28 protein-coding genes are annotated in these 26,409 nt (G+C 41.9%); 16 read left to right on the plus strand and 12 right to left on the minus strand.

Annotated elements, in window-relative coordinates; all coding sequences use genetic code 11:
• Positions 1–87: 87 nt before the first annotated feature.
• On the plus strand, positions 88–1,224 hold the full coding sequence (locus CJD36_RS05535; protein ID WP_205685563.1) for a lactonase family protein: 1,137 nt from the start codon (positions 88–90) through the stop codon (positions 1,222–1,224).
• Positions 1,225–1,262: 38 nt separating this feature from the next.
• Complete coding sequence (locus tag CJD36_RS05540) at positions 1,263–1,739, plus strand: DUF1801 domain-containing protein (RefSeq protein WP_105038146.1); 477 nt, start codon at positions 1,263–1,265, stop codon at positions 1,737–1,739.
• A 4-nt stretch (positions 1,740–1,743) separates the two neighbouring features.
• Here the strand turns inward: CJD36_RS05540 and CJD36_RS05545 are convergent, their stop codons facing one another.
• Positions 1,744–2,301 carry a hypothetical protein gene (locus CJD36_RS05545; protein ID WP_105038147.1) on the minus strand — a complete coding sequence of 186 codons (558 nt, stop codon included), beginning with the start codon at positions 2,299–2,301 and terminating at the stop codon, positions 1,744–1,746.
• Between the two features lie 193 nt (positions 2,302–2,494).
• Between CJD36_RS05545 and CJD36_RS05550 the strand changes: the two genes are divergently transcribed.
• A complete protein-coding gene (locus tag CJD36_RS05550; protein WP_105038148.1) occupies positions 2,495–3,787 on the plus strand; it encodes a glycosyltransferase family 39 protein in 1,293 nt (430 codons plus the stop codon).
• A gap of 14 nt (positions 3,788–3,801) precedes the next feature.
• Here the strand turns inward: CJD36_RS05550 and CJD36_RS05555 are convergent, their stop codons facing one another.
• The gene (locus CJD36_RS05555) at positions 3,802–5,931 is read right to left on the minus strand and encodes a PAS domain-containing sensor histidine kinase (protein WP_105038149.1); all 2,130 of its coding nucleotides are present in this window, start codon (positions 5,929–5,931) and stop codon (positions 3,802–3,804) included.
• A 34-nt stretch (positions 5,932–5,965) separates the two neighbouring features.
• Positions 5,966–6,316, minus strand: coding sequence for a response regulator (locus CJD36_RS05560; RefSeq protein WP_105038150.1), 351 nt, complete (start codon positions 6,314–6,316; stop codon positions 5,966–5,968).
• 366 nt (positions 6,317–6,682) lie between these two features.
• Here CJD36_RS05560 and CJD36_RS05565 point away from each other — a divergent pair, with 366 nt between their 5' ends.
• From CJD36_RS05565 to CJD36_RS05575, 3 genes are all read left to right on the plus strand, one after another.
• Positions 6,683–7,432, plus strand: coding sequence for a phytanoyl-CoA dioxygenase family protein (locus CJD36_RS05565; RefSeq protein WP_170067821.1), 750 nt, complete (start codon positions 6,683–6,685; stop codon positions 7,430–7,432).
• Positions 7,401–7,937: an O-acetyl-ADP-ribose deacetylase gene (locus CJD36_RS05570; RefSeq protein WP_240609306.1), complete on the plus strand. Its 537-nt coding sequence runs from the start codon at positions 7,401–7,403 to the stop codon at positions 7,935–7,937. Before CJD36_RS05565 ends, CJD36_RS05570 begins: the two co-directional genes overlap by 32 nt.
• 158 nt (positions 7,938–8,095) lie before the next feature.
• Positions 8,096–8,470, plus strand: coding sequence for a response regulator (locus tag CJD36_RS05575; protein ID WP_105038152.1), 375 nt, complete (start codon positions 8,096–8,098; stop codon positions 8,468–8,470).
• An 82-nt stretch (positions 8,471–8,552) separates the two neighbouring features.
• Here the strand turns inward: CJD36_RS05575 and CJD36_RS05580 are convergent, their stop codons facing one another.
• Complete coding sequence (locus tag CJD36_RS05580) at positions 8,553–9,338, minus strand: TerC family protein (protein WP_240609307.1); 786 nt, start codon at positions 9,336–9,338, stop codon at positions 8,553–8,555.
• 233 nt (positions 9,339–9,571) lie between these two features.
• Between CJD36_RS05580 and CJD36_RS05585 the strand changes: the two genes are divergently transcribed.
• Entirely contained in the window at positions 9,572–9,958 is a 387-nt protein-coding gene (locus CJD36_RS05585; RefSeq protein ID WP_105038154.1) for a hypothetical protein, read from the plus strand.
• 1 nt (position 9,959) lies between these two features.
• On the opposite strand, the gene CJD36_RS05590 is transcribed toward CJD36_RS05585, so the two are convergent.
• From CJD36_RS05590 to folP, 3 genes are all read right to left on the minus strand, one after another.
• Complete coding sequence (locus tag CJD36_RS05590) at positions 9,960–10,274, minus strand: antibiotic biosynthesis monooxygenase family protein (protein WP_105038155.1); 315 nt, start codon at positions 10,272–10,274, stop codon at positions 9,960–9,962.
• Positions 10,275–10,282: 8 nt separating this feature from the next.
• A complete protein-coding gene (locus tag CJD36_RS05595) occupies positions 10,283–10,855 on the minus strand; it encodes an NUDIX hydrolase (RefSeq protein WP_105038156.1) in 573 nt (190 codons plus the stop codon).
• A gap of 67 nt (positions 10,856–10,922) precedes the next feature.
• Positions 10,923–11,816, minus strand: a complete 894-nt coding sequence (gene folP / locus CJD36_RS05600; protein WP_240609308.1) for a dihydropteroate synthase — start codon at positions 11,814–11,816, stop codon at positions 10,923–10,925.
• Positions 11,817–11,958: 142 nt separating this feature from the next.
• On the opposite strand from folP, the gene CJD36_RS05605 reads away from it, so the two are divergent.
• From CJD36_RS05605 to CJD36_RS05615, 3 genes are all read left to right on the plus strand, one after another.
• Positions 11,959–12,504 carry a DUF1599 domain-containing protein gene (locus CJD36_RS05605; RefSeq protein ID WP_105038158.1) on the plus strand — a complete coding sequence of 182 codons (546 nt, stop codon included), beginning with the start codon at positions 11,959–11,961 and terminating at the stop codon, positions 12,502–12,504.
• Between the two features lie 135 nt (positions 12,505–12,639).
• A complete protein-coding gene (locus tag CJD36_RS05610; RefSeq protein ID WP_105038159.1) occupies positions 12,640–13,788 on the plus strand; it encodes a BT_3928 family protein in 1,149 nt (382 codons plus the stop codon).
• Entirely contained in the window at positions 13,788–14,840 is a 1,053-nt protein-coding gene (locus CJD36_RS05615; protein WP_105038160.1) for an ABC transporter permease, read from the plus strand. The genes CJD36_RS05610 and CJD36_RS05615 overlap by 1 nt, the downstream gene beginning before the upstream one ends.
• 23 nt (positions 14,841–14,863) lie before the next feature.
• On the opposite strand, the gene CJD36_RS05620 is transcribed toward CJD36_RS05615, so the two are convergent.
• Both CJD36_RS05620 and CJD36_RS05625 read right to left on the minus strand, forming a co-directional pair.
• Complete coding sequence (locus tag CJD36_RS05620; RefSeq protein WP_105038161.1) at positions 14,864–15,619, minus strand: hypothetical protein; 756 nt, start codon at positions 15,617–15,619, stop codon at positions 14,864–14,866.
• A 94-nt stretch (positions 15,620–15,713) separates the two neighbouring features.
• A complete protein-coding gene (locus tag CJD36_RS05625) occupies positions 15,714–16,472 on the minus strand; it encodes a hypothetical protein (RefSeq protein ID WP_133162516.1) in 759 nt (252 codons plus the stop codon).
• 131 nt (positions 16,473–16,603) lie between these two features.
• Here CJD36_RS05625 and CJD36_RS05630 point away from each other — a divergent pair, with 131 nt between their 5' ends.
• The 4 genes from CJD36_RS05630 (at position 16,604) to CJD36_RS05645 (ending at position 20,818) form a co-directional block, all read left to right on the plus strand.
• Complete coding sequence (locus CJD36_RS05630) at positions 16,604–17,464, plus strand: beta/alpha barrel domain-containing protein (protein WP_105039025.1); 861 nt, start codon at positions 16,604–16,606, stop codon at positions 17,462–17,464.
• A gap of 108 nt (positions 17,465–17,572) precedes the next feature.
• A complete protein-coding gene (panB, locus tag CJD36_RS05635; protein ID WP_105038163.1) occupies positions 17,573–18,388 on the plus strand; it encodes a 3-methyl-2-oxobutanoate hydroxymethyltransferase in 816 nt (271 codons plus the stop codon).
• Positions 18,389–18,495: 107 nt separating this feature from the next.
• Positions 18,496–19,167 carry a YggS family pyridoxal phosphate-dependent enzyme gene (locus CJD36_RS05640; protein ID WP_105038164.1) on the plus strand — a complete coding sequence of 224 codons (672 nt, stop codon included), beginning with the start codon at positions 18,496–18,498 and terminating at the stop codon, positions 19,165–19,167.
• A 73-nt stretch (positions 19,168–19,240) separates the two neighbouring features.
• Positions 19,241–20,818, plus strand: a complete 1,578-nt coding sequence (locus CJD36_RS05645; protein WP_105038165.1) for an ArnT family glycosyltransferase — start codon at positions 19,241–19,243, stop codon at positions 20,816–20,818.
• Between the two features lie 2 nt (positions 20,819–20,820).
• Here the strand turns inward: CJD36_RS05645 and CJD36_RS05650 are convergent, their stop codons facing one another.
• Positions 20,821–22,041, minus strand: a complete 1,221-nt coding sequence (locus CJD36_RS05650) for an MDR family MFS transporter (RefSeq protein ID WP_105038166.1) — start codon at positions 22,039–22,041, stop codon at positions 20,821–20,823.
• A 100-nt stretch (positions 22,042–22,141) separates the two neighbouring features.
• Here CJD36_RS05650 and CJD36_RS05655 point away from each other — a divergent pair, with 100 nt between their 5' ends.
• On the plus strand, positions 22,142–23,701 hold the full coding sequence (locus CJD36_RS05655; RefSeq protein ID WP_105038167.1) for an ArnT family glycosyltransferase: 1,560 nt from the start codon (positions 22,142–22,144) through the stop codon (positions 23,699–23,701).
• 2 nt (positions 23,702–23,703) lie between these two features.
• Here the strand turns inward: CJD36_RS05655 and aat are convergent, their stop codons facing one another.
• Together aat and CJD36_RS05665 are read right to left on the minus strand one after the other, a co-directional pair.
• The gene (gene aat / locus CJD36_RS05660) at positions 23,704–24,366 is read right to left on the minus strand and encodes a leucyl/phenylalanyl-tRNA--protein transferase (protein ID WP_105038168.1); all 663 of its coding nucleotides are present in this window, start codon (positions 24,364–24,366) and stop codon (positions 23,704–23,706) included.
• 25 nt (positions 24,367–24,391) lie between these two features.
• Complete coding sequence (locus CJD36_RS05665; RefSeq protein ID WP_105038169.1) at positions 24,392–25,144, minus strand: formyltransferase family protein; 753 nt, start codon at positions 25,142–25,144, stop codon at positions 24,392–24,394.
• Positions 25,145–25,189: 45 nt separating this feature from the next.
• On the opposite strand from CJD36_RS05665, the gene CJD36_RS05670 reads away from it, so the two are divergent.
• Positions 25,190–26,407: a glycosyltransferase family 4 protein gene (locus CJD36_RS05670; protein ID WP_105038170.1), complete on the plus strand. Its 1,218-nt coding sequence runs from the start codon at positions 25,190–25,192 to the stop codon at positions 26,405–26,407.
• Positions 26,408–26,409 lie beyond the last annotated feature (2 nt).

Raw genomic sequence — 26,409 nt, forward strand, 5'->3', positions numbered from 1 at the left:
ATAATTGGGACCTCTTCAACTGCAAATGGCACAATCGCTATTTTTGAAGCTAATCCGCCATTTAAATTGAAACTGTCCGTTCGCATTTTGCACAATCGCCTGTGGCTAAAAAGAATAATCTTCTCTTTTACTCTACTATGCATCAGTTGCAGTATAAAGGCACAGGAGTATGTATTTGCAGGGTCATATAACTGGGACAAAGACAAGCCGGGCATTTATGTTTTTAAATTGGACACTGTTACCGGTACATTGAAACATATTTCTACGGTAGATAGCGTGCTTAATCCCGGATATCTGACTGTTTCTGCCAACGGCAAATATGTATATGCCTGCACCGAGGCTCATACAGCAGGAATGGGGAGCGTGAGCAGTTATGTATTTGACAAAGTAACCGGCAAACTGACCTTCGTTAATAAACAAAGCAGCAATGGCGAAAACCCTGTTTATGTAACAACAGATAGAAGTAACCACTGGCTGATCAATGCCAATTATACTGAGGGCAGCGTATCAGTTTATCACCTGTTGGCGGATGGCAGCATAGCACCCGCAAGCCAGATAATAGCGTTTGATGGCAGCAGCATAAATAAAGAACGACAGGATGCTGCACACATTCATGCGGCAGTTTTATCGCCGTTGGAAGATCATGTTTTCCTGCCGGATCTTGGCTCGGATGTGATAAGGCACTATAAATTCAATAACCAATCCGCACGACCATTGACGGAGGCACAGCCTTCCTCCTTGCCTACCATGCCCGGCAGCGGGCCAAGACATTTCACCTTTCACCCTGATGGGAAATATTGCTATTGCATAGAGGAACTGGCCGGATATGTAAGTGCCTACCGCTATATGGATGGATCTTTCACATGTATACAGCGGGTTGCTTCACACAAGCACAATGCTGCCAAGGAGCACAGTAGCGCAGACATACATGTGTCGCCAGACGGCCGCTTTCTCTATGCGTCAAACAGAGGGGATGAGAACAATATAGCTATCTATAAAATAGAAGAAAAAACAGGCTTAGTCAAATTAATCGGGCATCAGTCTACAACGGGAGACCATCCCAGAATTTTCGCGCTGTCTCCATCGGGCAAGTATCTGATAGTTGCTAACCAGATAAGCGGAGATATAGTTGTATTCAGAAGGAATATAAAAACCGGAATGTTGTCTAAAACAGGCAAGGAAAAGGTAGAGGGAGCCTCGTGCATACACATAGTTTATTATTGATTATATTCACGAACTTTAAGCAAGCAAATTAGAGTGCAATGAGCAAGGAACAAAACAAGGAACTATTACAATATCTGGAACCTTATGGCACCGACATAACCAACCTTGTGTTGTGGCTGCGCGAATTTGTATGGGACCTGTACCCTACCGCCAACGAATTGATCTATGATAACTATAATACGCTGGCCTTTGGCTGGTCACCCACAGAGAAACAAGGACATACTTTCTGCTCAATAGCTGTAGGAAGGACCAGTAAGAATATACATTTTGGATTTTATTGGGGCTCTGAAGTGCCCGACCCGAAAAAAGTACTTATTGGTAACGGCAAGCAGTACCGGTATCTATTGGTAAAAAGCAAAACGGCTTTTCCAAAGGCTTATATAAAACAGCTATTGAAAGACGCTTATACAAACTCAATGGCAAAAGTTAAAGATGAAAAACTGCTACGGCAAGGACTGACAATAGTTAAGTCTGTATCGCCAATAAAACGGGAACGTAAGAATAAAGAAGAGTGATCGCTTACCGCTTATAGAACTTGAAGCTTCCGGATACCGAGTAGGCCAGGCCGTTGTTATAGAATGGACAAGTGATAGTACCCTGAATGAAATCATCATCATTGTGAAACACATTGACGAAACCAACACCTGAAACGTCAGCATCATAGTGAACAAACGGATTAAACTTATTGATCTCACCTGATCCTATTTTGCAATTACCGGTTTGTTTGTTTTTGCAGGCGAACGTAATTGCTGTAGCAACATACTGGGTCCCACTATTTCCACCCAAGCCATAGGTACCAAAACTATCTACAACATATAGGTAAAATGAGTCATTGCTCAAGGCGGTACCCCTATAAATATTTTTATAGTCACTGATCCAGACTATGTTCCTTTTGGTAGGAATAGAAACATCTTTTTCATTAAAATCGGCCCCGGCAAAACCCAGCTGAACATAACTTCCACTAAAGGTGCTGTCGCCAACAGTATAATAATGATCGGGAGACACAGATTTTTTAGTGCAAGAGCTAAGGGCTACCAACACAAGAAAGCTTATAAATACACTAATGACATTCTTCATAGCAGCGAATTAATACAAATAAAAAACAATATAACAGTAATGATACAGCAAATACAATGCCATATTGTTGCAAATATAATAACAGCCGCTTTATCTGCATTTATTATTCACACAATAAGTAATACCGCATATTAATCAGCTATATAAATATTAAAAATTGCCGATTATCTTTAGGGTAAAAGACCCCGCCTCTATGCGTATTGTAAAAGTATGGAAAAACCTAAAAGACAGCACCATACTGACATTCCTTTTCATTGTATTCCTTGCAATTGCCTATGCGAGGAATCATAATAATATGCCGGGTATTATATGGGCAGATACCGAAGGGTACTATATGTACCTGCCTGCTGTTTTGATTCAACATAGCATTCACCATGTACCTGAGCGTAGCATGGACATAAAGAAGAATGAGCAGGGCGAAGTAATGATGAAATACACCTGCGGGGTTGCTTTTTTCTACCTGCCATTTTTTATTGGCTCACATGTAGTTGCCCACCTGCTGGGTGCGGATACATCGGGCTTTAGCACGTCCTATTATTTTGGTATCATGTTGTGCGGGGTATTCTGGTCTATGGTTGGGGTATATATGCTGCTGAAACTATTACAACGACACTTTACCAAAAGAATAGCATGGCTTACAGGATTGTGCCTGCTTCTGGGTACAAACTATTTCTTTTACGCCACCAGATGGATGGGCATGGCGCATATCTACAATTTTGTGCTGGTATGTGGGTTGCTACTGCTGGCCGACGACTATTATAAAAAGCCGGCAACAAAAACAGCAGCATATACAGGGCTTCTGTTGGGTTGGCTGGTATTGATAAGGCCAACCAATATAGTTATTGCTCTAAGTCTTCTATTTTATAATGTCGTATCGAGAGGGGACATTAGTGAGCGGATAGAGACCTTAAAGCGGCGGTACAAAGACATTGTCACTGCCTTTCTATTCTTCATTATCCCCTTGCTGCCACAGCTTTATTACTGGAAAGAAATGACCGGTAGCTGGGTGAGCTATTCTTATACCGGAGAAAGTTTTATTTACTGGAACAAACCGAAAATTGCCGCAGTATTATTTGACACACAAAATGGTCTGATCTTATACTCACCCATTCTAATTTTATCGTTTGTGGGGATACTGGTAGCCAATAAAGACCGACGAACGAATAGCATAAATGTATTGACGACATTTACCGTCATTACCTACATTTTTGCCAGTTGGTGGGCATGGTGGTTTGGCGCGGCATATGGGCACAGGTGCTACATAGACTTTTACCCTCTGTTCGCATTACCAATGGCAGCAGCAATAGAGCAATTATCGACACTGAAAATCAAGACACTTAAATATTTGTCTATAGCTGTCCTTATAGTCTTTATAGGATATAACATTGGTATGACCCATGCCTTTGATCACAGCGGCATATGGGATGGCACTGACTGGCGGTGGAACTGGAGCAAATGGTGGGGAACGGTAACAGGTATAATTTAGGAGGAACTGCCCAATTATTTATGCGTGCTATTCCATACCATCGTAAAGTTAAAGCCGTTGTCAGAGACCCTTGTTATAGTTGCCTTAAGTTGCTTGCTGAGTAATTGCAACAGTAACATACCAATACCACTGCCCGTATCAACACGGGAGGGATCGAGACCCGGACCATTATCCTGGCATATAAGGGTAATTCTGTGCTTTAAATTCCCTGACTTTTCATCAAGAAATTCTGTTTGACCATAGCTCAATGATAGAGCAGGACTGACTGTAACCGGATAAACGTATTTATAGAAATTGATGATCAATTCATTGAGAATGAGGCCAATAGTAATAGCGTGATCAATATCGATAAGTATCAGGTCGTTGGTTGTTGAGAAGAATACTGACTTGTGATCAAGGTTATAAATAGCCGAAATTTCTTTAAACAATTGATTGGAATAAGCTACAATGTCTAATTCAGAAAAGACATTGGTCTGGTAAAGATTTTCGTGCACCATAGCCATAGACCTAACCCTGGATTGACTAGATGCGAATACCTGTTTAAAGGCTTCATTATCAGAATTCATAGACGCCATCTCCAACAAACTGTAAATGACCGTAAGATTATTTTTGACCCTATGGTGCACCTCCTTCAGCAACATCTCCTTCTCGGCCAGTGATCTCTTTATTGATCGTTCCTGCTCTCTTTTCAAAGTAATGTCTCTGAAGAACGCCTGTCCGCCAATTCTACCATCAATATTCGGAGAAGGAGAAATGCTTCCTTCCAACACTAAGATGCTGCCATCGCAGTGAATAAACTCCAACTCCACGTCGCGCATATACTCCCCTTTCAGCACTTCTTCAAAAACGGCGTTGAATTTAACCACAGATTCTTCTGTAAGGAACTCCGCTATTGGTGCGTTGATCAACAAACTATTTTCATAGCCGAGCACCGACGAAAAGGAAAAACTGTGGAAGGAAACATTTGCATCATTCCCTATGGTAATGATAATATCGAGAGAGCCCTCAAAAATAGACCGATAACGCGCTTCACTACTTTCTAACTCCAGACGAGTCAAGACCTGCTCGGTAACATCTATTATCGTTCCGAGTATATACCTACCCTCCTGTGGAGAGTCGACAATCACCATATTTAATAATATGGTTTTAGACTCACCTAAGAGCGTAGTAATTGGAGATTCAAAGTTTACTACGCGTCCTTTCTGTTTTAGCGTGCCGCTGATGACCTTTTTATCTTCGTCTTTCAAAAAAGACATGATATTATACTGACGGTCAACCTCGATCGCATCCAGTATCCTCTCAATTTCTTTATTGTACGTTATTACTCCACCAAGAATAGTTGCAGTGAAAACACCGACAGTGTTGTTGAAAAATAATTCCCGGTATTTTCTTTCAGAATACTGGATCTCTGTCTCCATGATCTTACGATCGGTAATATCTATACCGAAACCAAGTATGAATAGCAATTCCCCGTTTTTGTCGTGTATCGGCGAGAATCTCCTTAGGGTTGTTTTCCGGTTATTACCTACCCCTACAGTTTCGTCTTCCGTTTCAACTGTACTGTTTTCGGTAACGCATTTATCGAAGTAAGCCCTTCTGCGTTGAGCTATTTCTACCGGCATATTCCTTTCCTTCACGTATTCAAAATCATCCTTGCCAATAATCCACTTCCTCACCTTGTCATTTTTAATAGCAAACCGATTCACGAATAGGTATTTATGTTCATCATTAAAAATGACAAGATCGACCGGTACATTATTGAGCACCTTTTCATAAAAAAATATGCGGTCTTCCCGTTTATCTAGTTCGCGCTTTAATGGTGTGATATCATTAAGTATAACTACAAAGTCGCCGGTGTTAGCCACAGAAATGGAGCAACTAAATACCCGTTGAACATGTCTGAAAGTAAAACTATCTTTTGACGGCGATACGCCACCGAAGTATTTCTGGAAAGCCGGCTGGCTGCAATGCCTGACAAATTTTTCTGCGTAAGCACTGGCCGCTGCATTGTTATACAGTAATCCTATAGTTGCCGATAAAACAAAGACAGGCTGGACTAGCTGATCAAACAGACCATATGAGTGCGCCAGTTGATGCTGCTCCAATTTAGGTTCTACACTGCTTCCCCTATTAGCGTCTTCCATTGATAAAAAGTAAAGTGTGGTGAGTAGACTACTATCAAAAATCCAGCATTTCCTTGAGCGTAGCTAATGATAATGGTTTTACAACAAATGCATGAAATTTTGTCTGTTTTGCCTTTTCAAGTGTAGCGGGATCTGTGCTGGCAGAAACATAATAGACTCTTGCATTGGAAGACGGTGCGCCCAGCACAAAATCGATCCCGTCCATTTCCTGACCAAGCAAAATGTCCATTAAAATAACATCGGGTTGGGTATCATTTATGAGGTCAATAAACTCTTCAAAATCGCAGGTCGTGCCCACTACTTCTGCTCCACAGTCTTTTACAAACTTTTTGTGTAAAAAAGCAATGAGCTCATTATCCTCAACAATTAAAACTTTCTTATTCATAGCAATACAATTGTTTTACAAACATAGGATTATCAATGAATTATAAACATACTAAAATTAGTGGGTTTTTAAATTAATTAACGATATAAAAACAAATATTATTAATACAATTCGACTAATGCCTTAAAATAAGCATTCGTACCGATGTAAAAAGAGCGCAATAAATATTAATAAATAAAACAATTCGTAACATATAGATATTGTGCACTATAAACATAAAGTATAATTTACGCCAATTTATAGCAGTTAAATGCAATTGACGCCAGATTGCATTTAAAAGCTGCATAATTCCCACCTAACCAGCTGAAAATTAATTAGATACAAAACCAACAGATTGAATTAACTTAGTTCTGCAAAACATTGAAGTTGACCACAACAACACATATACATCAACGGGAAGTAGGAGATAATGGATATACTTTTGTAGATGGCATATTCTCAATTGACGAGATAGATTCAATTATTACCGCAGTAGAACAAACAGACACTTCTAAACCCACCTTCAGGAAAAGTGCAGACCTGTTTGCTATCAGACAATTTATAAAAGAAGTACCCGAAGTGGTTCATCTGATCTTTACAGAAAAGATGCTTGCTTCTATAAAGGAATTATTTGGAGATGAGTATTTTGTTGTAAAATCCATATACTTCGACAAACCAGACCAATCGAACTGGTTTGTTGCGTATCACCAGGACCTGACCATATCTGTCGACAAGAAAATTGCCTTAGATGGTTATGGGCCATGGACGACAAAGAAGGATCAGTTTGCGGTGCAGCCTCCGCTTGAAATTCTGGAAAACAATTTCACCATCAGAATACACCTTGATGACACAACCGAAGAGAATGGAGCATTAAGGGTAATACCGGGATCCCACCTGAAGGGGATTTACCGTGCGGAAAATATTGACTGGACTGTAGAAAAAGAAGTGACCTGCAATGTGCCGGCCGGAGGAATAATGATCATGAAGCCTCTGCTGCTGCATGCATCGGGCAAGACTACCAACGGCAAAAAGAGAAGAGTGATTCATATAGAGTTCAGTAACCAAGTGCTCCATAAACAATTGGAATGGGCTGAGCATTTTGATTATGAAACAAAAAATAACACGGCAAATGATTGAGGTGATACTCGGAGATATAACTAAAATAACCGCAGATGCCATTGTTAATGCTGCAAATACATCATTGTTAGGCGGTGGCGGAGTAGATGGTGCTATTCATAAAGCAGGGGGGCCGGATATACTGGAAGAGTGCATAGCCATACGCAACAGACAAGGCGGCTGCAAGGTAGGTGAAGCTGTGATCACCACAGGTGGAGAACTACCTGCCAAATTTGTGATACACACAGTAGGGCCGGTATGGAACGGAGGCAAAAAAAATGAGGACATCTTACTTGCCAATGCCTACATCAACAGCCTGAAAATAGCAGCAGATAACGGAGTAAAAACACTCGCATTTCCCAATATTAGTACCGGCGTTTATCGTTTTCCAAAAGACAGGGCAGCAGTAATTGCAGTACATACCGTTCGTGAATTTCTTAATGAATTCGGCGAAATAGATAAGGTAACTTTTGTATGTTTTGACACCGAAAATTTTGAGTTATACCAAGCCCTACTGGCCGGCTAGCGCCGGTAAAGCAAAGCAGGGATAAATTCATTGTTATTATTGCTTGATTTTAATGCTGAACGAGTAGTAAATACGCCAATTGCACACTATATTAGCCGTTGATAGCAACCAAGAAGCTGTCATAAAGCGAGTACCTAACAAAACAATACTGAACTACGATGAAAGTCCTGATAATAGATGATGACCCACTAATTTTAAGTGTATATAGCCGTACCCTCTCCCAAAAGAATTTCACGGCGCTAACGGCTGCAAACGGAAAATTGGGCCTTGACACATTGACCGCAGACACCGAAATATCGAAAATATTGCTAGATGTTTATATGCCTGAGATGGATGCCTATGGTTTTATGAAAGCGATACAAAGTGATAGTGTGCTGTCTGAAAGGTATTTTGAGATCTACATTGTTACCAGTGGTGAGAAAGAAGACATACTTAAGCGTTTCTTTGAAGATAACATTGACATGAAATATATAAGGAACATTCTTAAGAAGCCTGTTGATCTGCAGATGCTCACTGCAGCGTTGCAACTGTAGTTTCACCCAACTGTTCATATCTATCGCGCAAGCGTATTCTGCGAGAAATACAAAAGGCACCAGATTGGTGCCTTTTGTATTTTTAGTCATTTTTTGCATTGGTTGTTTTCTTTCGGAACCGAATATTGAGCATTTCCACAATGATCGAGAACCCGAGACAAGAGTAAATAATACTCTTATTAACCTCTTCGTGAAATCCGCTGGCTATGAGCACTACACCTATAACAACAAGGAAGGATAAGGCCAACATTTGCAACGTAGGGTATTTGTTGATAACAGCAGCAACTCCGCCTGCAAACATCATCATGATGGCCATTGAGATAATAACGGCTATGATCATGATCAGTACATTGTCGACAAGACCTACAGCTGTAAGAATAGAATCGAACGAGAATACAGCATCTACTAATACTATCTGTATGAGTATGCTTCCGAAGCTATTTTTCTTAGCTTCTTTCTTCTTTTTGTGGCCGCCACCTTCAGCAGCTTCGTTCATCTTGTGATGTATCTCCATTACACTCTTTACCAAAAGAAAGATACCACCAGCTATAAGAATCAGATCTTTATAACTCAAACCTATATGCAGACCTTTTACTTTATTGAAGAGATCGGGAATAGTGATCACAGGGTCTTTCAAAGCTATAATCAAATTAATGCCCAACAAAAGACATACCCTGAAACCCATAGCCAGAAGCATACCAATATTTCTTGCCCGTGCCTGTTCTTTTTGAGGCAGCTTACCGGTAACAATAGAAATGAAAATGATGTTATCGACCCCAAGTACAATCTCCAGAAAACAAAGCGTGACCAAACTCACCCAGGTACCGGGATCAGTAAAATCGATCATTAAAAACAAACTATTCAACATTACAGGACAGATTTAATTATCAGGCCAGCGAAATTAGAATAAAATGACCTAATAAGTAAGAAGTGAAAAGTGAAAACCCCAAAGTGCATGATTCAATATTCCGTATTGTGTAATAATGCCATACGGAAACATGAAAGTATTAACACTAATAATTTTGAATGAAATACATCAGTCCGTAATTTTAGATACAATTAAGATTTACTTTTTGGCCATTACATTCTAATCCTACAGGCATGAAATACCTTTTTTTTGCTTTTTTGCTTTTAACGATCTCCTGTAAACCAGACAAAAAGGAAGGCGGGGGCAAGGGAGGTTCAGCAACACTGGTCATCTATCCACAGCACCATACCGTTGCCAAAAACATAATCAACGGGAAGGTGTTTATACGATATTATACGCTGGATGCACCAACCAGCGGGGTTTATGACGACTCAGCAACATGCACCAACCATGACAGTTTACTCAGCGGCACAATTATCAATTTAAAAAATGGCAATTACTACCTGTTTGCTACCGGATTTGATACTTCGGTTAATCAGTATGTGAAAGGAGGAGTGCCTTATACCATTAGTGCTCAATCTACAACTTTGAACACTACTTTACCCGTGAGTGAAGACTAAATCAAAACTCATAGTCGCGCTCTACTTTGCAAATACGGGTTTTGTACCCTGTATACCACTCTGCCCTACCCCGCTCTTGCGCTACAGTGTGCTGCATATTGGCCTTCCATGCTTTAATTGACTCTAAGGAATCACAATAAGAAACAGTAATTCCCACGGCTTCGTCGCGGGAACTTTCTACACCCAGAAAGCCAGGCTGTTCTCTTGCAAGCTCTTCCATATACATTGCCATAGAAGAATAACCATTATCAATATCACTGCGTAGCGATGTAAATACTACTGCGTAATATGGGGGTGGGGGTGTTTGGGCTATCATAATTAATATTATAGAAACCGTTCAAATTTTGCAATCATCTTACCAAAAGTATCGTCTTCCCTAAGTTCAGTGAATGACACCCATTTAAGGCCTGTCGATTCGTCTTCGTTGAATGCTATATCTCCATTCCCCTCGTAAGAAAAAAGATACCTGATATCGTGATGGTAGTGACCATCTTCCATTTTCTTGAGATTTGCAGGAATATTGTGTGGGTCTATATCAAAAGGCACCGCAGCGTTGGTATTTATGCTTATGTTGATCAATTCTTTGGCGGGGATTCCGGTTTCTTCTTCTGCCTCGCGCAAGGCTGAAGCAAGCAAAGTATCATCCTGCTCTACATGGCCGCCGGGCTGTAGCCAGCGGTTGAGCGATTTGTGCTTGAGCAAAAGTATTTCCCGCGACTTTCTCTTAATGATGAATGCACTGGTAGTTATATGGCCGTCAAAATTCTTGCGATCGTATAAGTTGTCGCTTTGGGTGCGGTTGACATAGTCTGTAAATATTTTTATCCGCTCGTCCTCGTCAGGGAATATAGATAAGTATGCTGCGGATAGTTCCTGTATTTGCGTTTGGTTGAGCATTTGTGTGTTGTGTTTAAAAGCCTCACCCCGACCCTCTCCAAAGGAGAGGGAGGTGTTATGCAAGCCATCAATTATCTATAACGTCATTATATAATTCTACGAGTTTGATAACCTGGACAGCCTCTTTTACATCATGTACCCTGAGTATATTGGCACCCTGTTGTAGTGCCAGCACGTGTAGTGCCGTTGTACCATTCAGGGCATTTTCGGGGTCGACGTGAAGGGCCTTGCATACCATAGACTTACGCGATAGGCCTGCCAGAATAGGCCTGCCGAGCATACGAAAAGTATGAAGTGACTTTAATAACTGAAAGTTATGCTCCAATGTTTTGCCAAATCCGTAGCCGGGGTCAATGATAATATCGTGAATGCCGGCAGTTGAACATTCGTCGGTCAGTGTTCGCAAATAGTCACGTACTTCAGTTACCGCGTTAACGTATGAAGGGTTGTTTTGCATAGTTTCGGGAGTACCCCGCATGTGCATGGCAATGTAAGGCACCTTCAATGCGGCTACAGTGGTAAGCATTTTGTTATCGAACCTTGCACCGCTAACATCATTGACTATAGACACACCTGCATGAACAGCTTCCTGTGCCACCCTGGCATTGTAAGTATCTACAGACAACCAGGCCTCGGGGAAGTGCTTATGGATAGTAGTAACAACTGGTATGATCCTTTGCAATTCCTCTTCATCCTTTATTAGAGGCTGTCCGGGTTTTGTACTGGCTCCGCCAATATCTAATATAGTGGCACCGTCATTGAGCATTTTTTCGGCAGTACGAAGTAAAGTATCCGGGTCAGTAGAACCGGTGTGAAAACTATCGGGTGTAGCATTCAAAATACCCATTATTACAGGGCGCGACAGATCCAAGATCCGCCCGCGGCTTTGAATAGTTGCTGATATAGGCAGTAGTGTTTTGATAGCTCGTTTGTTTAATTCTTTCCTTAATAGTTTATTCAAAACGTATTTATGTATGTACCTTTAATTTTGTTTTTCGAGGTAACACTAGTAAGTTTGGGGGTAAAGTTATTGCTTATTGGCAATGCATTTACTAACTATTACCTCAGTATCATTAAAGGAATACTTGTAGAATTTTATATCAATGCCAGACACTCAGTCTCAATATAAAGAAGTAATTAATAAATGTGAAAGGCTGTATGTGAATAAGGCGCGCGACTACGGTACATCATGGCGCGTGCTGAGGCCTATATCTATTGTAGACCAGATATACATAAAAGCTTGGAGGATAAGGCAGATACAGGAGAAAGGGGTACAAAAAATAGCAGATCCGATAGAAGGTGAATTTATTGCCATAGTCAATTATGGCGTTATGGCACTCATACAGTCGGGGTTGCCGGCTGATGCGCCGATAGACATGAGTGCAGATGAGGCCAAGCGTCTTTATGATCTGCATGCAGGCGAAGTGGAGCACCTTATGCAGCAGAAAAATCATGACTATGGCGAAGCATGGCGGGACATGTCGCAACAATCATTTGTAGATCTGATATTGGTAAAGCTGCTGAGAATAAAGCAAATACTGGCCAATGACGGGCAAACGACCGTATCGGAAGGGATGGAAGCTAATTTTGCGGACATTGTGAACTACGGCATTTTTGCACTCATAAAACTGGGTGAATCAAAGAATTAGAAGGCGTTAGATGTATGGCATTATAAAGATGATTACCTATTTTAGCATTCTGTTACCACTTAGTGACCAACTATAACACGAAAGCATACATTTAGTATAAAGACATTAAATAGTATTAACGATTAAATTAAAGGAATGAAATATCTTATCTGGCTTTGCAGGATCGTATTAGGAGGCTTATTTATTTTCTCTGGAGTTGTTAAGGCAAATGACCCATTGGGACTTACCTACAAAATGACCGAGATATTTGATATCTGGGGCATGAGTGGATTAGGTAAATATGCCGAGGTATTGTCTATAGCTATGATCGCCTTTGAGATAATAGGTGGCGTGGCTGTGATAGTAGGTAACTCATTCCGACTGTACATAAGTTTAATGTTGTTACTTAATATCTTTTATACATTCCTCACTTACTATGCGCTCACGTCGGGCAAGGTAAAAGAGTGCGGCTGCTTTGGGGATTGCATCAAACTATCTAACGAGGCAACTTTTTATAAGGATGTGGCGCTGACAGCTATCAACCTCTTCCTGTGGATATTCAGGTACAGGGTATTCCCTATTTTCAATAATGCCAAGATAAACATGTATATCGTGGTTGGCGCTGCCGTAATTGCATTTGGTGGCCAATGGTATACGCTACACTACCTGCCTATTCACGACTGCCTGCCTTACAAGGCTGGTAACAACATATGGTCAAAAATGCAGGCTTCTGAAGGAGCGACTGCAGCCGAATATAAAACTGTGCTTACTTACAGCAAGAACGGTGTAAAGAAAGAATTTACTACAGAAGAGTTCAATAAAGAAAAGATATGGGAAGACCCTGCGTGGAAGTTTGACACGTCGATCTCCACATTGGTAAAGGAAGCAACCGGCCAACCTGAAATACCAAAAGATTTCGCTCTGAATGACCTTAAGGGTGAGGACAAAACAGAAGAAGTGCTTACGGCTAAGGGATACACCTTTATGTGGTTTGTGCGCGAGCCTGCAACTGCCAACCTGAAGAACATGGACCGCCTGAAGAATATCATTGCCAAGGCAGGTACTATGAACGTGAAGTTTATTGTGCTTTGCTCTGCGGGTGCTGACATTTGCCAGACCTACCAGGAAGTATGGGGTATGAAAGACGTGACCTTCTACACACTTGATGGTGTAGTGAGCAAAACTGCTATGCGCAGCAATCCAGGACTTATGTTGCTGAATGATGGTAATGTAGTGGGCAAGTGGAGCTACCTTAGCTATCCTAAGGACATAGTACTGGACAACGGCAAACTGAACACTAAATAGTGATCCGCTTTATAGCACGGCGGCTGAGTTACTCCCTGCTGGTGCTATGGGGAGTAGTTACACTCGTTTTCTTTCTGTTCAACGTGCTGCCGGGAGACCCGGCGAGATTAACTATGGGCCAGCGAACCGACGTAGCGTCTATAGAGAACGCACGTAAGGCCATGAACCTGGATAAGCCGTTGGTGACAAGATACCTGCTGTACCTGAATAACTTGTCACCAATAAGTGTGAATGAAAAGGTGATGCAGGAACGATATCACTTTTTCAGCATTGTTGATCTCCCCGGTGATAATGTATTGGTAGCCAAGTGGCCTTACCTTGGGCGCTCTTACCGAACTCAAAAAGAGGTGAACACCATTTTATGGGAAGCCCTGCCTGGAACGTTGATACTGGCGCTTACCGCAATGCTGTTTGCTACTTTCTTTGGTATACTACTGGGCGTATTAGCGGCATTAAAGAAGAATACCTGGGTAGATTCAGCATCAGTTGCGGCAATTGTGGCAGGTATTTCCATGCCTTCATTTTTTGCGGGACTGATCATTGCTTTTGTATTTGGCTACCTGTTACACGCGGTCACAGGGTTGAATATGACTGGCAGCTTGTGGCAATATGATCCTTTTAGCGGCAGGCATCTTGCCCTTCAGAACCTTATACTGCCTGCGTTGGCATTGGGTATTCGTCCACTAGCTATCATCACACAATTAACCCGCAGTGCCCTCCTGGACGCCTTGTCTCAAGACTATATCCGAACTGCTTATGCTAAGGGCTTATCTACCAGACGCGTGGTTTTTCGTCATGCGTTGCCTAATGCACTCAACCCCGTAATTACAGCGATCTCGGGATGGCTGGCAGAGTTGTTAGCGGGATCATTCTTTGTAGAGTACATATTTGGCTGGAAAGGTGTTGGGAAGATCACGGTAGACGCATTGGATAAATTCGATTTTCCGTTGGTGATGGGGTCTGTGTTGCTAACGGCACTCATCTTTATCGTTGTGAATCTATTTACAGATCTGCTCTATGCCAAGATAGACCCGAGGGTGAAGTTGCAATAGGTGGACTGCTTAATATTCAAACCCTAGTGCCGACACAACTTGTAACCCAAATTAATCAAACATGAATAGCCATGTCCATCGTTCCCACCATCCTTTGACAAAACCGAAGCCATGTAATGAAATTCAGGACCAATTGTGAACGCCCGATTGGCGGCGGTTTCAAACTCTAAGTCAACCTTTGCCATTACCCACATACCCCACCGATTATACGTTTGGCTCAGTTCTTTTTCTTTTAGTTCTCTGTGATAATATTCTGAGTGCGAACCACTACGAAAATTCACTCCATCATAGGTTTGCCAATGGCTTTCGTCCCATCCATCTGATATTCTCGCTATGATCCGGCCTACTTCTGCGCCAACGCAAGGCACTAACCAGACTGGCTTACCATTACCCGATATTTTTTGCCTATAACTCACACTAAGCGGCAACAGTAAGTATTCGGAATGAACACTTTCATACCCTTTACCATCTGAGCTAGAAAAATGGCCATCGTAAACACTATATGTATAGGCATCGCTACTCCACTGATTAAGAAAATACACACCTGTGTTTGCCGACCACTTCTGCCTTTCGTAACCAACAGCCACGCCTGCTTTAAAACCTAACCCACTTTTGAATGACCATTTCGCATCTGCATTATACCAATTAATGGATGCCTTTTTTGTATCAAAACCTCCTAATGATATTCCCGCAGAAGGGATTATATAAATGCCTGTGTGTTTTTGAGCATAAGTGCCAAGACAAGTAAAAAGTGCCAACAATAATAGAAGTTTTCTCATAATAACATGGTTAATTAAAGATATACAACGCATTATCGGTCTATTTATTTTGCACTCATCTCGCCAAGTGGGCACTGAAGCAACATTACGATGATCAGTCATCCTGATTTACAGGGTTCACTGGTCTTTTTACCTGGTTATGCTTTAGTTGCGACATGTTGAATCCAAAACCCAGGATACCCTGAAAGCCATAAATATACCCGGCTGCATACGGCGACCTCAGAAAATCACTGATCATATACCTGTAGGTTAGCCCTGCATAAAGAAAACTCTTTTTAGATAATGCTACCTCAATGTTGGCCTGTAGCATAAGCGATGCTGTAACGGGCGCGTAATACTTTGCGAATTCGGTTCCCGACATCACTAAAGTATGCTGATCATCATAAATATCTTTGCTATAAGTCTTACTCCTTAAATTGAAACTTGTTTCTACACCTATGCCGGGAACAAATGTAATGGCACTGTCTATGAAGAAACGAAAACTTAAAATAGCAGGAACAACGAGATGAGAAAATCTTGTATTATCAGAAAAATTACCCGTGGTGTAACTACCACCGCTACCTAGACCGTGATAGATAGACTCCGTGCCAACATACGTCATTCCATCGGACAGAAACTGCAGCCCTGTTGTAAAGCCTGCTCTGCCGCCGCAGACACCTGCCAATACCCCTCCGGCAAATGAGCCGTGAGATTGATAATGCCCCTCCCTTTTATAACTGTATGATGGTGTTGCCGAAGTAGCAATATGGATGCCGCTGATACCGTAACCAGAAAATGGTATAATTCGGAAGGAAAGTTGTGCACTGCTTTGGATAGCTGACAGGAAGAACATCGTGCAAAGAAGATATTTCATATAGTGGGTTTGGCAGGTTGATAAAGTGCTTATTAAGAAAGTAAAGATATTGCATTTGCTTATTGTTTCATAGCATTTACGACTATACAGTTACAGGTATTGTAATTACCTTTACGGTACAATTTTACGGAATGACATCCCAGATAACCATGGTAGAATGCCCACGCGACGCAATGCAGGGGTGGACACATTTTATACCAACAGCAGAAAAGGTAACCTATCTTAATGCACTCCTGAAGGTAGGTTTTGACGTCTTGGACTTCGGTTCATTCGTATCGGCCAAGGCGATACCGCAACTTGCTGACACTAAAGACGTAATACCACAGCTTGACTTGAGCAATACCCGCACTAAACTTCTTGCCATAGTAGCTAACACCCGTGGCGCAGAGGAAGCAGTGCAATATGACGAGATCACTTATATAGGTTTTCCTTTCTCTGTTTCTGAAACGTTCCAGATGAAGAATACCAATAAGACCATTGCCCAATCGCTGGTACAAGTGGAGGAGATACAGAAACTGTGTATACAGCATGGCAAGGAGTTGGTGATCTATATATCTATGGGCTTTGGCAATCCCTATGGAGATGAATATAATGCGCAGATAGCAATAAACTGGGTGAATAAAATAACCCAGCTCGGAATAAAAACCATTGCAATGTCTGATACTGTAGGTGTGGCTAAGCCAGACACGATATCGCATATTTTCAGCCACCTGATACCTGAATTTAAAGATGTAAGCATAGGTGCTCACTTCCACTCTACCCCAGATAAATGGGAGGAGAAAGTAAAGGCTGCTTACGATAATGGTTGTGTACGTTTTGACAGCGCCATGAAAGGAATTGGCGGATGCCCTATGGCAGAGAACGACCTTGTGGGAAACCTGGCAACTGAGAATATACTTGGCTGGTGCGACAACAACGACATTAAACTGAACCTGAACAGAGATGCATTTGACGATGCTATGTATATGGCATCGGGCATCTTTATAAGTTAAAAGTCAAAACTTAAAACCTAAAAGCTGGTTGTTTAGATTTTAGGTTTCCACTTTGGGTTACATTAAGCTGTTTTAAATTTTAAGTTTTTACTTTTTAGTTTTTGAAAAATGTCTATACACGGAGAAATAAAACGCGTTACTTCCCATACACTGCAATCAATGAAGGACCATGGAGAAAAGATAAGTATGCTTACTGCATATGACTTCTCAATGGCAAAAATTCTGGATGACGCGGGTATTGATGTATTGCTGGTAGGTGATTCAGCATCTAATGTTATGGCCGGCCATGAAACAACATTGCCTATTACGCTCGACCAGATGATCTATCACGCACAGAGTGTGATTCGTGCTTGTCAGCGTTGCCTGGTAATCGTAGATCTTCCGTTTGGATCTTACCAGGGAAATAGCAAAGAAGCACTGAACTCAGCTATAAGAATAATGAAGGAAGCCGGTGCTCATGCCATAAAGCTGGAAGGTGGTGAAGAAGTAGCTGAATCCATAAAACGCATAGTGGGCGCAGGTGTACCGGTAATGGGGCACCTGGGGTTGACACCTCAATCTATATATAAGTTTGGTACTTACTCTGTTCGTGCCAAGGAGGAGGAAGAAGCAGAGATACTGATACACAATGCAAAAATTTTGCAGGATGCAGGATGTTTTTCACTGGTATTAGAAAAGATACCTGCGGCGTTGGGTGAGGCAGTAGCAAAAGAATTACGCATACCTGTGATAGGCATAGGTGCGGGTGGAGGAGTAGACGGGCAGGTATTGGTAATGCATGACATGCTGGGAATAACAAAGAACTTCTCTCCACGCTTTTTACGACGCTACCTGAACCTTTACGACGAAATAAGCGAGGCTACCAGAAACTACATAAAGGATGTGAAAAGTAAAGACTTCCCTAACGACAAGGAACAATACTAGCCTGCGGCAAGTAAAAACTTAAAAGTAAAAACTTAAAAGCCTTACCCGCTGTAGTTTATTGATTGAAGGCTTATCATTATAAACCACGAGAAAAGTAGAAAAATAGCATGGTGAATCTAAAAGTCTGGGAAAAGCTAAGGAACCAGTTTACTGCAAAGAAAGTAACCCTTATAGCAGTATCCAAGACAAAACCTGCCAGTGACATACAGGAGCTATATAATGCAGGTCAGCGAGACTTTGGCGAAAACTATGTGCAGGAACTAACTGAGAAATATGCTGCGTTACCCAAAGACATTAACTGGCATTTTATTGGCCACCTGCAAAGTAATAAGGCAAAGTACATAGCTCCATTTGTACACCTGATACATGGTATAGATAATGCCCGACTGCTACAGGAAATAGACAAACAAGCCGCAAAGAATAACAGGGTGATAGACGTATTGCTGCAATATTACATAGCCCGAGAGGAAACCAAGTATGGCATGAGTATGGCCGAGATAACCGAGGTAGTAAAACATAAAGCTGACCTACCTAATATACGCATATGCGGGCTTATGGGCATGGCCAGCAATACTGACGATATGGCGCAGGTGCGTGGTGAGTTCCGTTCATTGGACTCCTTTTTTGTACTGCTAAAGATGGAGTACTTTGTTGATCATCCAGAATTCAGCAAATGCTCGATGGGCATGAGTGGCGATTATGAAATAGCAATAGAACAGGGCAGCAACATGGTGCGAATCGGCAGCCTGTTATTTGGTGGCAGGACATATGCCAAGTAAAATAATAAAATAGATGTCTATACGTTATGTAAATTAAAGAATACACATAACTTTGTGATAATCTATAAACTCTATGCTATCATTTTTAAAATCCAGATGGGTTTTACTTATTGTAATTACCCTCTTCTCTATCTTCAAAATACATCATCTTTATTATCCTTATTTCTGGGACGAGAGCTGGCCTTATGCCTCGGCAGTTGCTTACATGTTCAATCATGGCATCAGCCTGATACCGGGCGCAGTTGATCCTGATCTCTCAAGGGGACATCCTTTATTTTTTCATGCAGCAGCAGCTTTATGGGGTAAAATATTTGGTATGTCGCATGTATCTATGCATTCTTTTGCCCTACTTATCTCTGTTCTATTTCTTGTCACTATATATGAAGCAGGTTTAAAGATCTTCAACAAACGAGTAGCTATTATGAGCCTGCTGCTGGTGGTAACGCAAGTACTTTTTATTGTACAATCGGCATTCCTGCTGTTGGAAATGCTGGTGGCGTTATTGGCATTGCTCAGCTTATACCATTATATAAAGGGCAACTATCTTCAGACGGGCCTATATCTCTCCATGCTTTTCTTAACCAAGGAAAGCGGTCTTATAATGGGGTTTGTACTGGGTATTGATGCTTTACTGTCGTTAAGAACATTTACCAAAGCAACATGGAAAGATCACGCGGCAAGACTATTATCAATAGGAGTTCCATGCATATTGATGGGTATATTTTTCCTGCTGCAAAAGCATATAAACGGGTGGTATGTACTACCGCTATACTCGCAACTGGTTGAACATAGCTGGAGCAATTTCTGGCATGTATTTAGTAAAGTAGCCAGTGGCTGTATGTATGTGAGTGACTACAGGTATTGGTATTTTCTTACTGCAGCAGCCATCACTGTATATGCAGCCATCACTAAAAAAATGTATGGTCTGTTCACTATACTCATTCCGGTAGCTCTTATCTATCTCATGACCGGGGAGCAAGGCCCGCGTGGACATTGGGATAGTTTTTTCCATTTTATCGGATTGATCGTTTCGTTTGTTTTGTTGACTTGGTTTATATCACGTCCGGCTCTGTTCCCGCTATTGGCGCAGAGAAAATTCATAGTACTTACTATGGCATTTATTAGCTGCTTCATCATCTTCTCTTCCATGAACTTTTTCACTTACAGGTATCTGCTTGCCAGCATCATTCCGGGGCTGATGCTTGTGGCCGTGATCACCGATAAGATGGCCGAACAAACAAAACCTAAATTATTCTTTGTGGCATTTGGTTTAATGATGACGGTAAGTGCCTACGCTTACATAAATGACGATGGCAATGGCGATACGGACAGGAGCGCCTTTTATAACATGGAGCTCCAACAAAGCTCGGTAGACTACCTGGAGCAACATAACCTTTATGACGCGCTGATAGGTGCGGGATCTTACCTGCAAAGAATACACCTCACTGATCCTGCCACAGGATTTTTGCGGGGCAATAAGACTTTTAAAAACGTGGATTGGGAGATCAATCACCCCGACTACATGATAGTAGACAATATAGAACCGGATTACCGGTATGATCAGATAAAAAACAGGCCCGGATACTCCTTAGTTTTTAGAAAGACCAAAGGCCAAGGATGGATAGAGATCTACAGGAAGAACCAGAAGTAATTCTAATTATTTTTCCTTTCTACCCTATATTGCAGATACCTGAAGCCTAGTGCTGTAGCCACCGACATGGCCACAATACACCACCAAAGGCTGTTGAAGCCGTAAGTATCTGCAATGAGTGTACCAGTGTATGGACCAATAACCTGGGCAATAGACCACGCCACTGTAAATAGTCCCGCATACTGTCCCCGATTATTTTCGTCTGTGCGACTGATCATAAATGAGTTCATAAAGGGCATAGAGAGCATCTCACCGGCAGTGATAAACAACGTTGAAATTAAAGCTACCATGAGCATACCGGGTATAACATTATATACAAGGAAAGAAACTGCCACAAGGAAAATACCCAGCGATATAAATTGCAGATTCTTCTTCTTTTGCTCCAGTTTAAAGATCAAAACCATCTCTACTATTGCTATTATAAGTCCGTTAAGTGCCATAATGCTGCCGATGGTGAACTCTGACAGTTTTAGCTGGTTCTTATAAAATATGGGCACGGTAGTAAAAAGCTGAAAAAAAGTATAGGCAAACATGATCGTCAGCAGAACGAAAAACATGTATTGTTTGTCGGCATATGGCGACCTGCCCTTTACTTTAGGCTGTGACTGCTTGTCTTTTTTTGAAGGTGTCTGTACATTGCGCTGTGGCGACAATACCGTTCGCAGCAGCAGTGCTGCGCCGATATTGGTCAATCCATCTATCCAGAATATGAGGTGATAATCTCTTGATGCAATAAACCCACCGATAGCACTCCCTACAGCAAAACCCAGATTAATAGACAACCTGTTGAGCGAGTAACAGCGGGTACGATTCTCCTCATTACTGTATTGGGCAATGGCCGTGGAATTGGCAGGGCGAAATGACTCATTGAGCACCGCCAGAACAAACGTACAGATGCAAATAGCAAGGTAACTCGTCATTTGGCCTAACACAATAAACATGGCGCCACCGCATAACAAAGCAGACAGCTGAATATTGTAAAAGCCAAACTTATCAGTTAGTCTACCACCGAGGAAGCCACCACACACTGCACCCGCACCGAAGATGGCCATGACCATGCCTGCCTTTGCAATATTGTAGTGCAATGCCTGTGTCATGTACAAAGTCATGAATGGCACCACCATAGTACCCGACCTGTTAATGAGCATAACTACCGACAGCCACCATGTAGCCGGAGATAATCCGGAGTACGCGTTTTTGTATACTTTGGGTACAAAGCTCATGGTGTTATAAAATCTATCGAGGTTACTAGCCGCAAATATTATAAATTTATCGCCAAATCAACCTTAAAGTTATCTTAAGGCGTGATCGGAAAGAATCAATATGCCGGAAGCCATTAAAAACAGGTGGGTATTATTACTGGTATTGGCAGTATTTATTATTGTAAAGACACCCGCCCTAAACTATCCATTTTACTGGGATGAATCGTGGTCTTACGCCCCCGCGGTCAAACTCATGTACCTGCATGGTCCCAGTCTTATGCCCAATGCCATAGACCTGGGCTATTCGCGCGGCCATCCTTTACTGTTTTACGCAAGCGCGGCTACATGGATGAAAATATTTGGCGATAGCCATACTGCGCAACATAGTTTTAGCCTGTTTATCTCTTGCCTGTTATTGATAACTGTGTATGAGGCGGGGCTGAGGCTGTTCAATAAAAGAATGGCAATCATCAGCCTTTTGCTTGTAGCCACACAGGTCATCTTCTTTGTGCAGTCTACCTTATTATTGCCCGAAGTAATGGTGGCGTGGCTGTCATTGCTTACCGTATATTGCTACTCAGCCGATAAGTATATACTCACTTTTATCAGTTGCACAGCGTTAATGCTGACAAAAGAAAGCGGGTTCTCACTGGGGCTGGTATTGGGTATACATGCCACCTGGCAATTGTTCAACAAAGGAATAGTTTTATCTGATAAGGCACGAAATTTTGCTTCAGTAGCAGGAGCAGCTGTAGTAACCGGCCTGTTTTTCCTGCTTCAAAAAAAGCTGAACGGCTGGTATCTTTTCCCGGAGCATACAGGCCTAATGGATTTCCACTGGGACATGTTCAGAGGCAAACTCAGATATTGCATAGAGATCATATTCACCCATCAATACAGGAGCTATGTATTTGGATTGCTTGTATTGATTTCTATAGCTGCTGCTATTGCTCAGCGCAGTGTGAGATATGCCTATCCGGCAGTACTCGCCATTGCATTATTTATCCTTGGAGGAGAATATTATGGATTCATTACCCGAAGATTACTCATACCTGCGGTCCTTGCCCTATTTATATTTACGTTTCACAGCTTACTAAAAGAAAATGGCAATGACAAAAAGAGCAGGCGCTTTATTGTGCTCTCTATCTATTTCATTGCTGCATACCTATCATTTACCTGCCTTAATTTCTTTACCAACCGCTACCTATTCTCTGCGATATTAATGGTACTGCTATTGGCAGGATACTGCTTTGATGTTTTGCTTGAATCGTTTAAACGGTTTATATTCTATCCTTTCATTGCAGGTATACTGATCATTGCCTTCTTCGCATTCAGGAACAATACCGGAAATGGGGATGTGGATCTGAGTATTTATAATTCGATGAACGTGCAGGAGGATTTAGTTAACTACCTGGAACAACAACAATTATATGACCACCATATATCGGCACACTCCCCACTACAGCGAGAGCATCTCACTAAACCGTTTACCGGTTTTTTACATACTTCAAAAATATTTACACAGGTAGATTATATCATTCAGCCATCTACAGAATTCGTTATCATTGATAATATAGAAATAGATGCGAGTCCCGACCTGAATAAACTAAAAACAGAATTTGCTCCCCTAAAACGGTTTGAAAAAGGGGGGATATGGGTAGAAATTTATAAACGAAAATAGGCTTAACCCTTAACCTGATCAGTTAGTTCATTTACCATTGCAATAAAATCATCTCTGGTTATCATGCGTGCGCCCAGACTCTCCAGGTGCTCTGTGTAGACCTGGCAATCTATAAGCTTCACGCCTTGCTGATGTAAGACACCAACCCAATTAATGAATGCAAACTTACTGGCATTGCTCTGATGCGCGAACATACTTTCCCCAAAGAAGGCTTTGCCCAGCAATAAGCCATACAGGCCGCCTACTAACACACCATTGTACCATGCCTCGGCACTGTGAGCGTAACCCGCCTTATGCAGTGCTATATAGGCATCTACTATATCATCACCTATCCATGTCCCACCCTGCCCTTCGCGGTAAACATTCTTACAATTATTGATCACCTGCTCAAAGGCTGTATTTACCCTGAATTCGAACCGCCCGCTTTTCAACACTTGCTTCATGCTCTTACTCACCTTCAATTCGCCGGGGAACAAAACAAATCTCGGGTCGGGCGACCACCACATTGGTGGCTCATCCTCATTGAACCAGGGAAAAATACCACTGTGATAGGCCAACAAAAGCCTGTCTGTACTAAGATCACCGCCAATGGCCAACAACCCGTCTTCCAGTGCATCGGAAACGGGCGGGAACCATAGATCGTGATCTAATAAATGGAGAGGCATAAATTGTAATTGAGGTAATCAGGGATCAACCAGCGGGATTTTGCCTGGTGAAGTACACCCGCTCACCGTCTATAAAGCAGTATGGAGGCTCAAAGCCCGGCATAGATGTGGCCCGCACATAACGTTGTATCTTTTCTTTATCCCACGTCAGATCGATCACCTTAAGTGCTTTCATCTCCTTACGGTAATGCATACTGGTGCCATATTTATTCACCAACAAATCTTGTGCAACAGTTTTATAATTGCCTGTGATCACATGCGACAATGTTTGCTTAAACAGGTTCAGCGATGCTTTGAAAGTAAGTTGATACAGGTCATCCACCCAACAATCTTCCGGTATAGGGAACCGTTTCTGGAATACGATGTCACCATTGTCTACACCCGGCAACATGGTATGTATAGTAGTCCCAAATTCCTTCTTTTCTTCCAATATGGCAAAGGTGAATTGGTTACTCCCCCTGTATTCCGGTAGCGGAGCCATATGCAAATTAACTGCCACCTGCTGCGCTTTGGCAATATGCTGCGCCTTCAATATTTCATGGTACTGAACAGAGTAAATAACATCACAGTCAGGCATCTGTTCAAGACTAGCGAAAACAGGGATACCATTATCTGCGGCAAGTGCCGCCAGATCATGCCCATTTCCAAACTCCTTCCGGGCCTGTGTAAGCAAGCCAACTACTTCAATATTCAATTGTTCGCGTTGCGCAACGAGGTACGCAAAACACTCATAACCAATTGGCTTTGACCCAAGAAATATTACTGTCTTTTTGAGCATATGTAAAATTAAGTTTAAAAGTTATCTACTTTCGCAAAACACTTTATGAGCGCCAGAAAAATATTAATAATTACCAACAGGGTACCCTATCCATTGAATGATGGCGGTAATCTGGCCACACAGGCCATGATAGATGGATACAAAGTGAGTGGCTGGGATGTGTACCTGCTGGCAATGAACACATCGAAGCACTTTATACGCCATAACGTATTAGAGACGCTCTATAAAGACATCCATAAGTTTAACTGGATGGATATCAATAATGATATTAAAGCTACAGGCATCATAAAGAATTACCTGTTTAGTGAAGAAGCCGAACACGTAGCACGGTTTTACAATTCGGACTTTGAAAACAAAATAATATCTGCATTAAATGAATTTAAGCCTGATGTAGTACAAATAGAAAGTGTTTATCTCACCACCTACATGCCTGCTATTAAGAGCAACAGCAAGGCAATATCGGTGTTGAGAATGCACAACATAGAATACCACATATGGCATAGCCTGGCCAACAAAAGCAGGAACATACTTAAAAAGAACTACCTCACCAACCTTACGAAACGACTTAAACGCTTTGAGCGTGATGCGTGGAAACAGTACGATATAGTTCTGGCCATTACAGAAAAAGATGCTGCGCATGTAAGGAAGTTAGAAAATATACCGGGCTTACTGGTTGCGCCCTTTAGCATGGACACAAGCAAAATAAAGGTAAGTGACACAGAACAAAAATGGGTGGGCTACCATATAGGCGCTATGGACTGGATACCCAACCGGGAAGGTGTAAAATGGTTCCTAACCGAGGCATGGCCACGCATACATAAGGCCGCTCCGAAGTTCGAATTTTTCTTTGCCGGCAGGAAGATGCCATCTGAATTCATGCAGATGAATATTGAGGGTGTACAGTGCCTTGCTGAAGTAGACAATGCGGCTGATTTCATTGCGGACAAGAAAATTCTGATTGTGCCCATATCCTCTGCAGGCGGTATAAGAGTGAAAATACTGGAGGCTATGGCCGCAGGAAAAATTGTGATCTCTACTCCCTTTGGTATAAAAGGTATAGAAGCAAAAATGGGTGAACACTACCTTACCGCTACTACCCCCGATGATTTTATGCGTGCCATAAAATGGTGCCTTAAAAATAAACCGGAAGCGGAACAAATAGCAGTAAACGCCAGGGAACTGGTCACACGCAAGTATGACTATCGGAAAGTAATAAAAGATATCATAGAGGAAATAGATTCGCAGATGAAACTGCGACTGTAACC

It is taken from the genome of Flavipsychrobacter stenotrophus, from assembly GCF_002954265.1.
Taxonomy (GTDB): domain Bacteria; phylum Bacteroidota; class Bacteroidia; order Chitinophagales; family Chitinophagaceae; genus Flavipsychrobacter; species Flavipsychrobacter stenotrophus.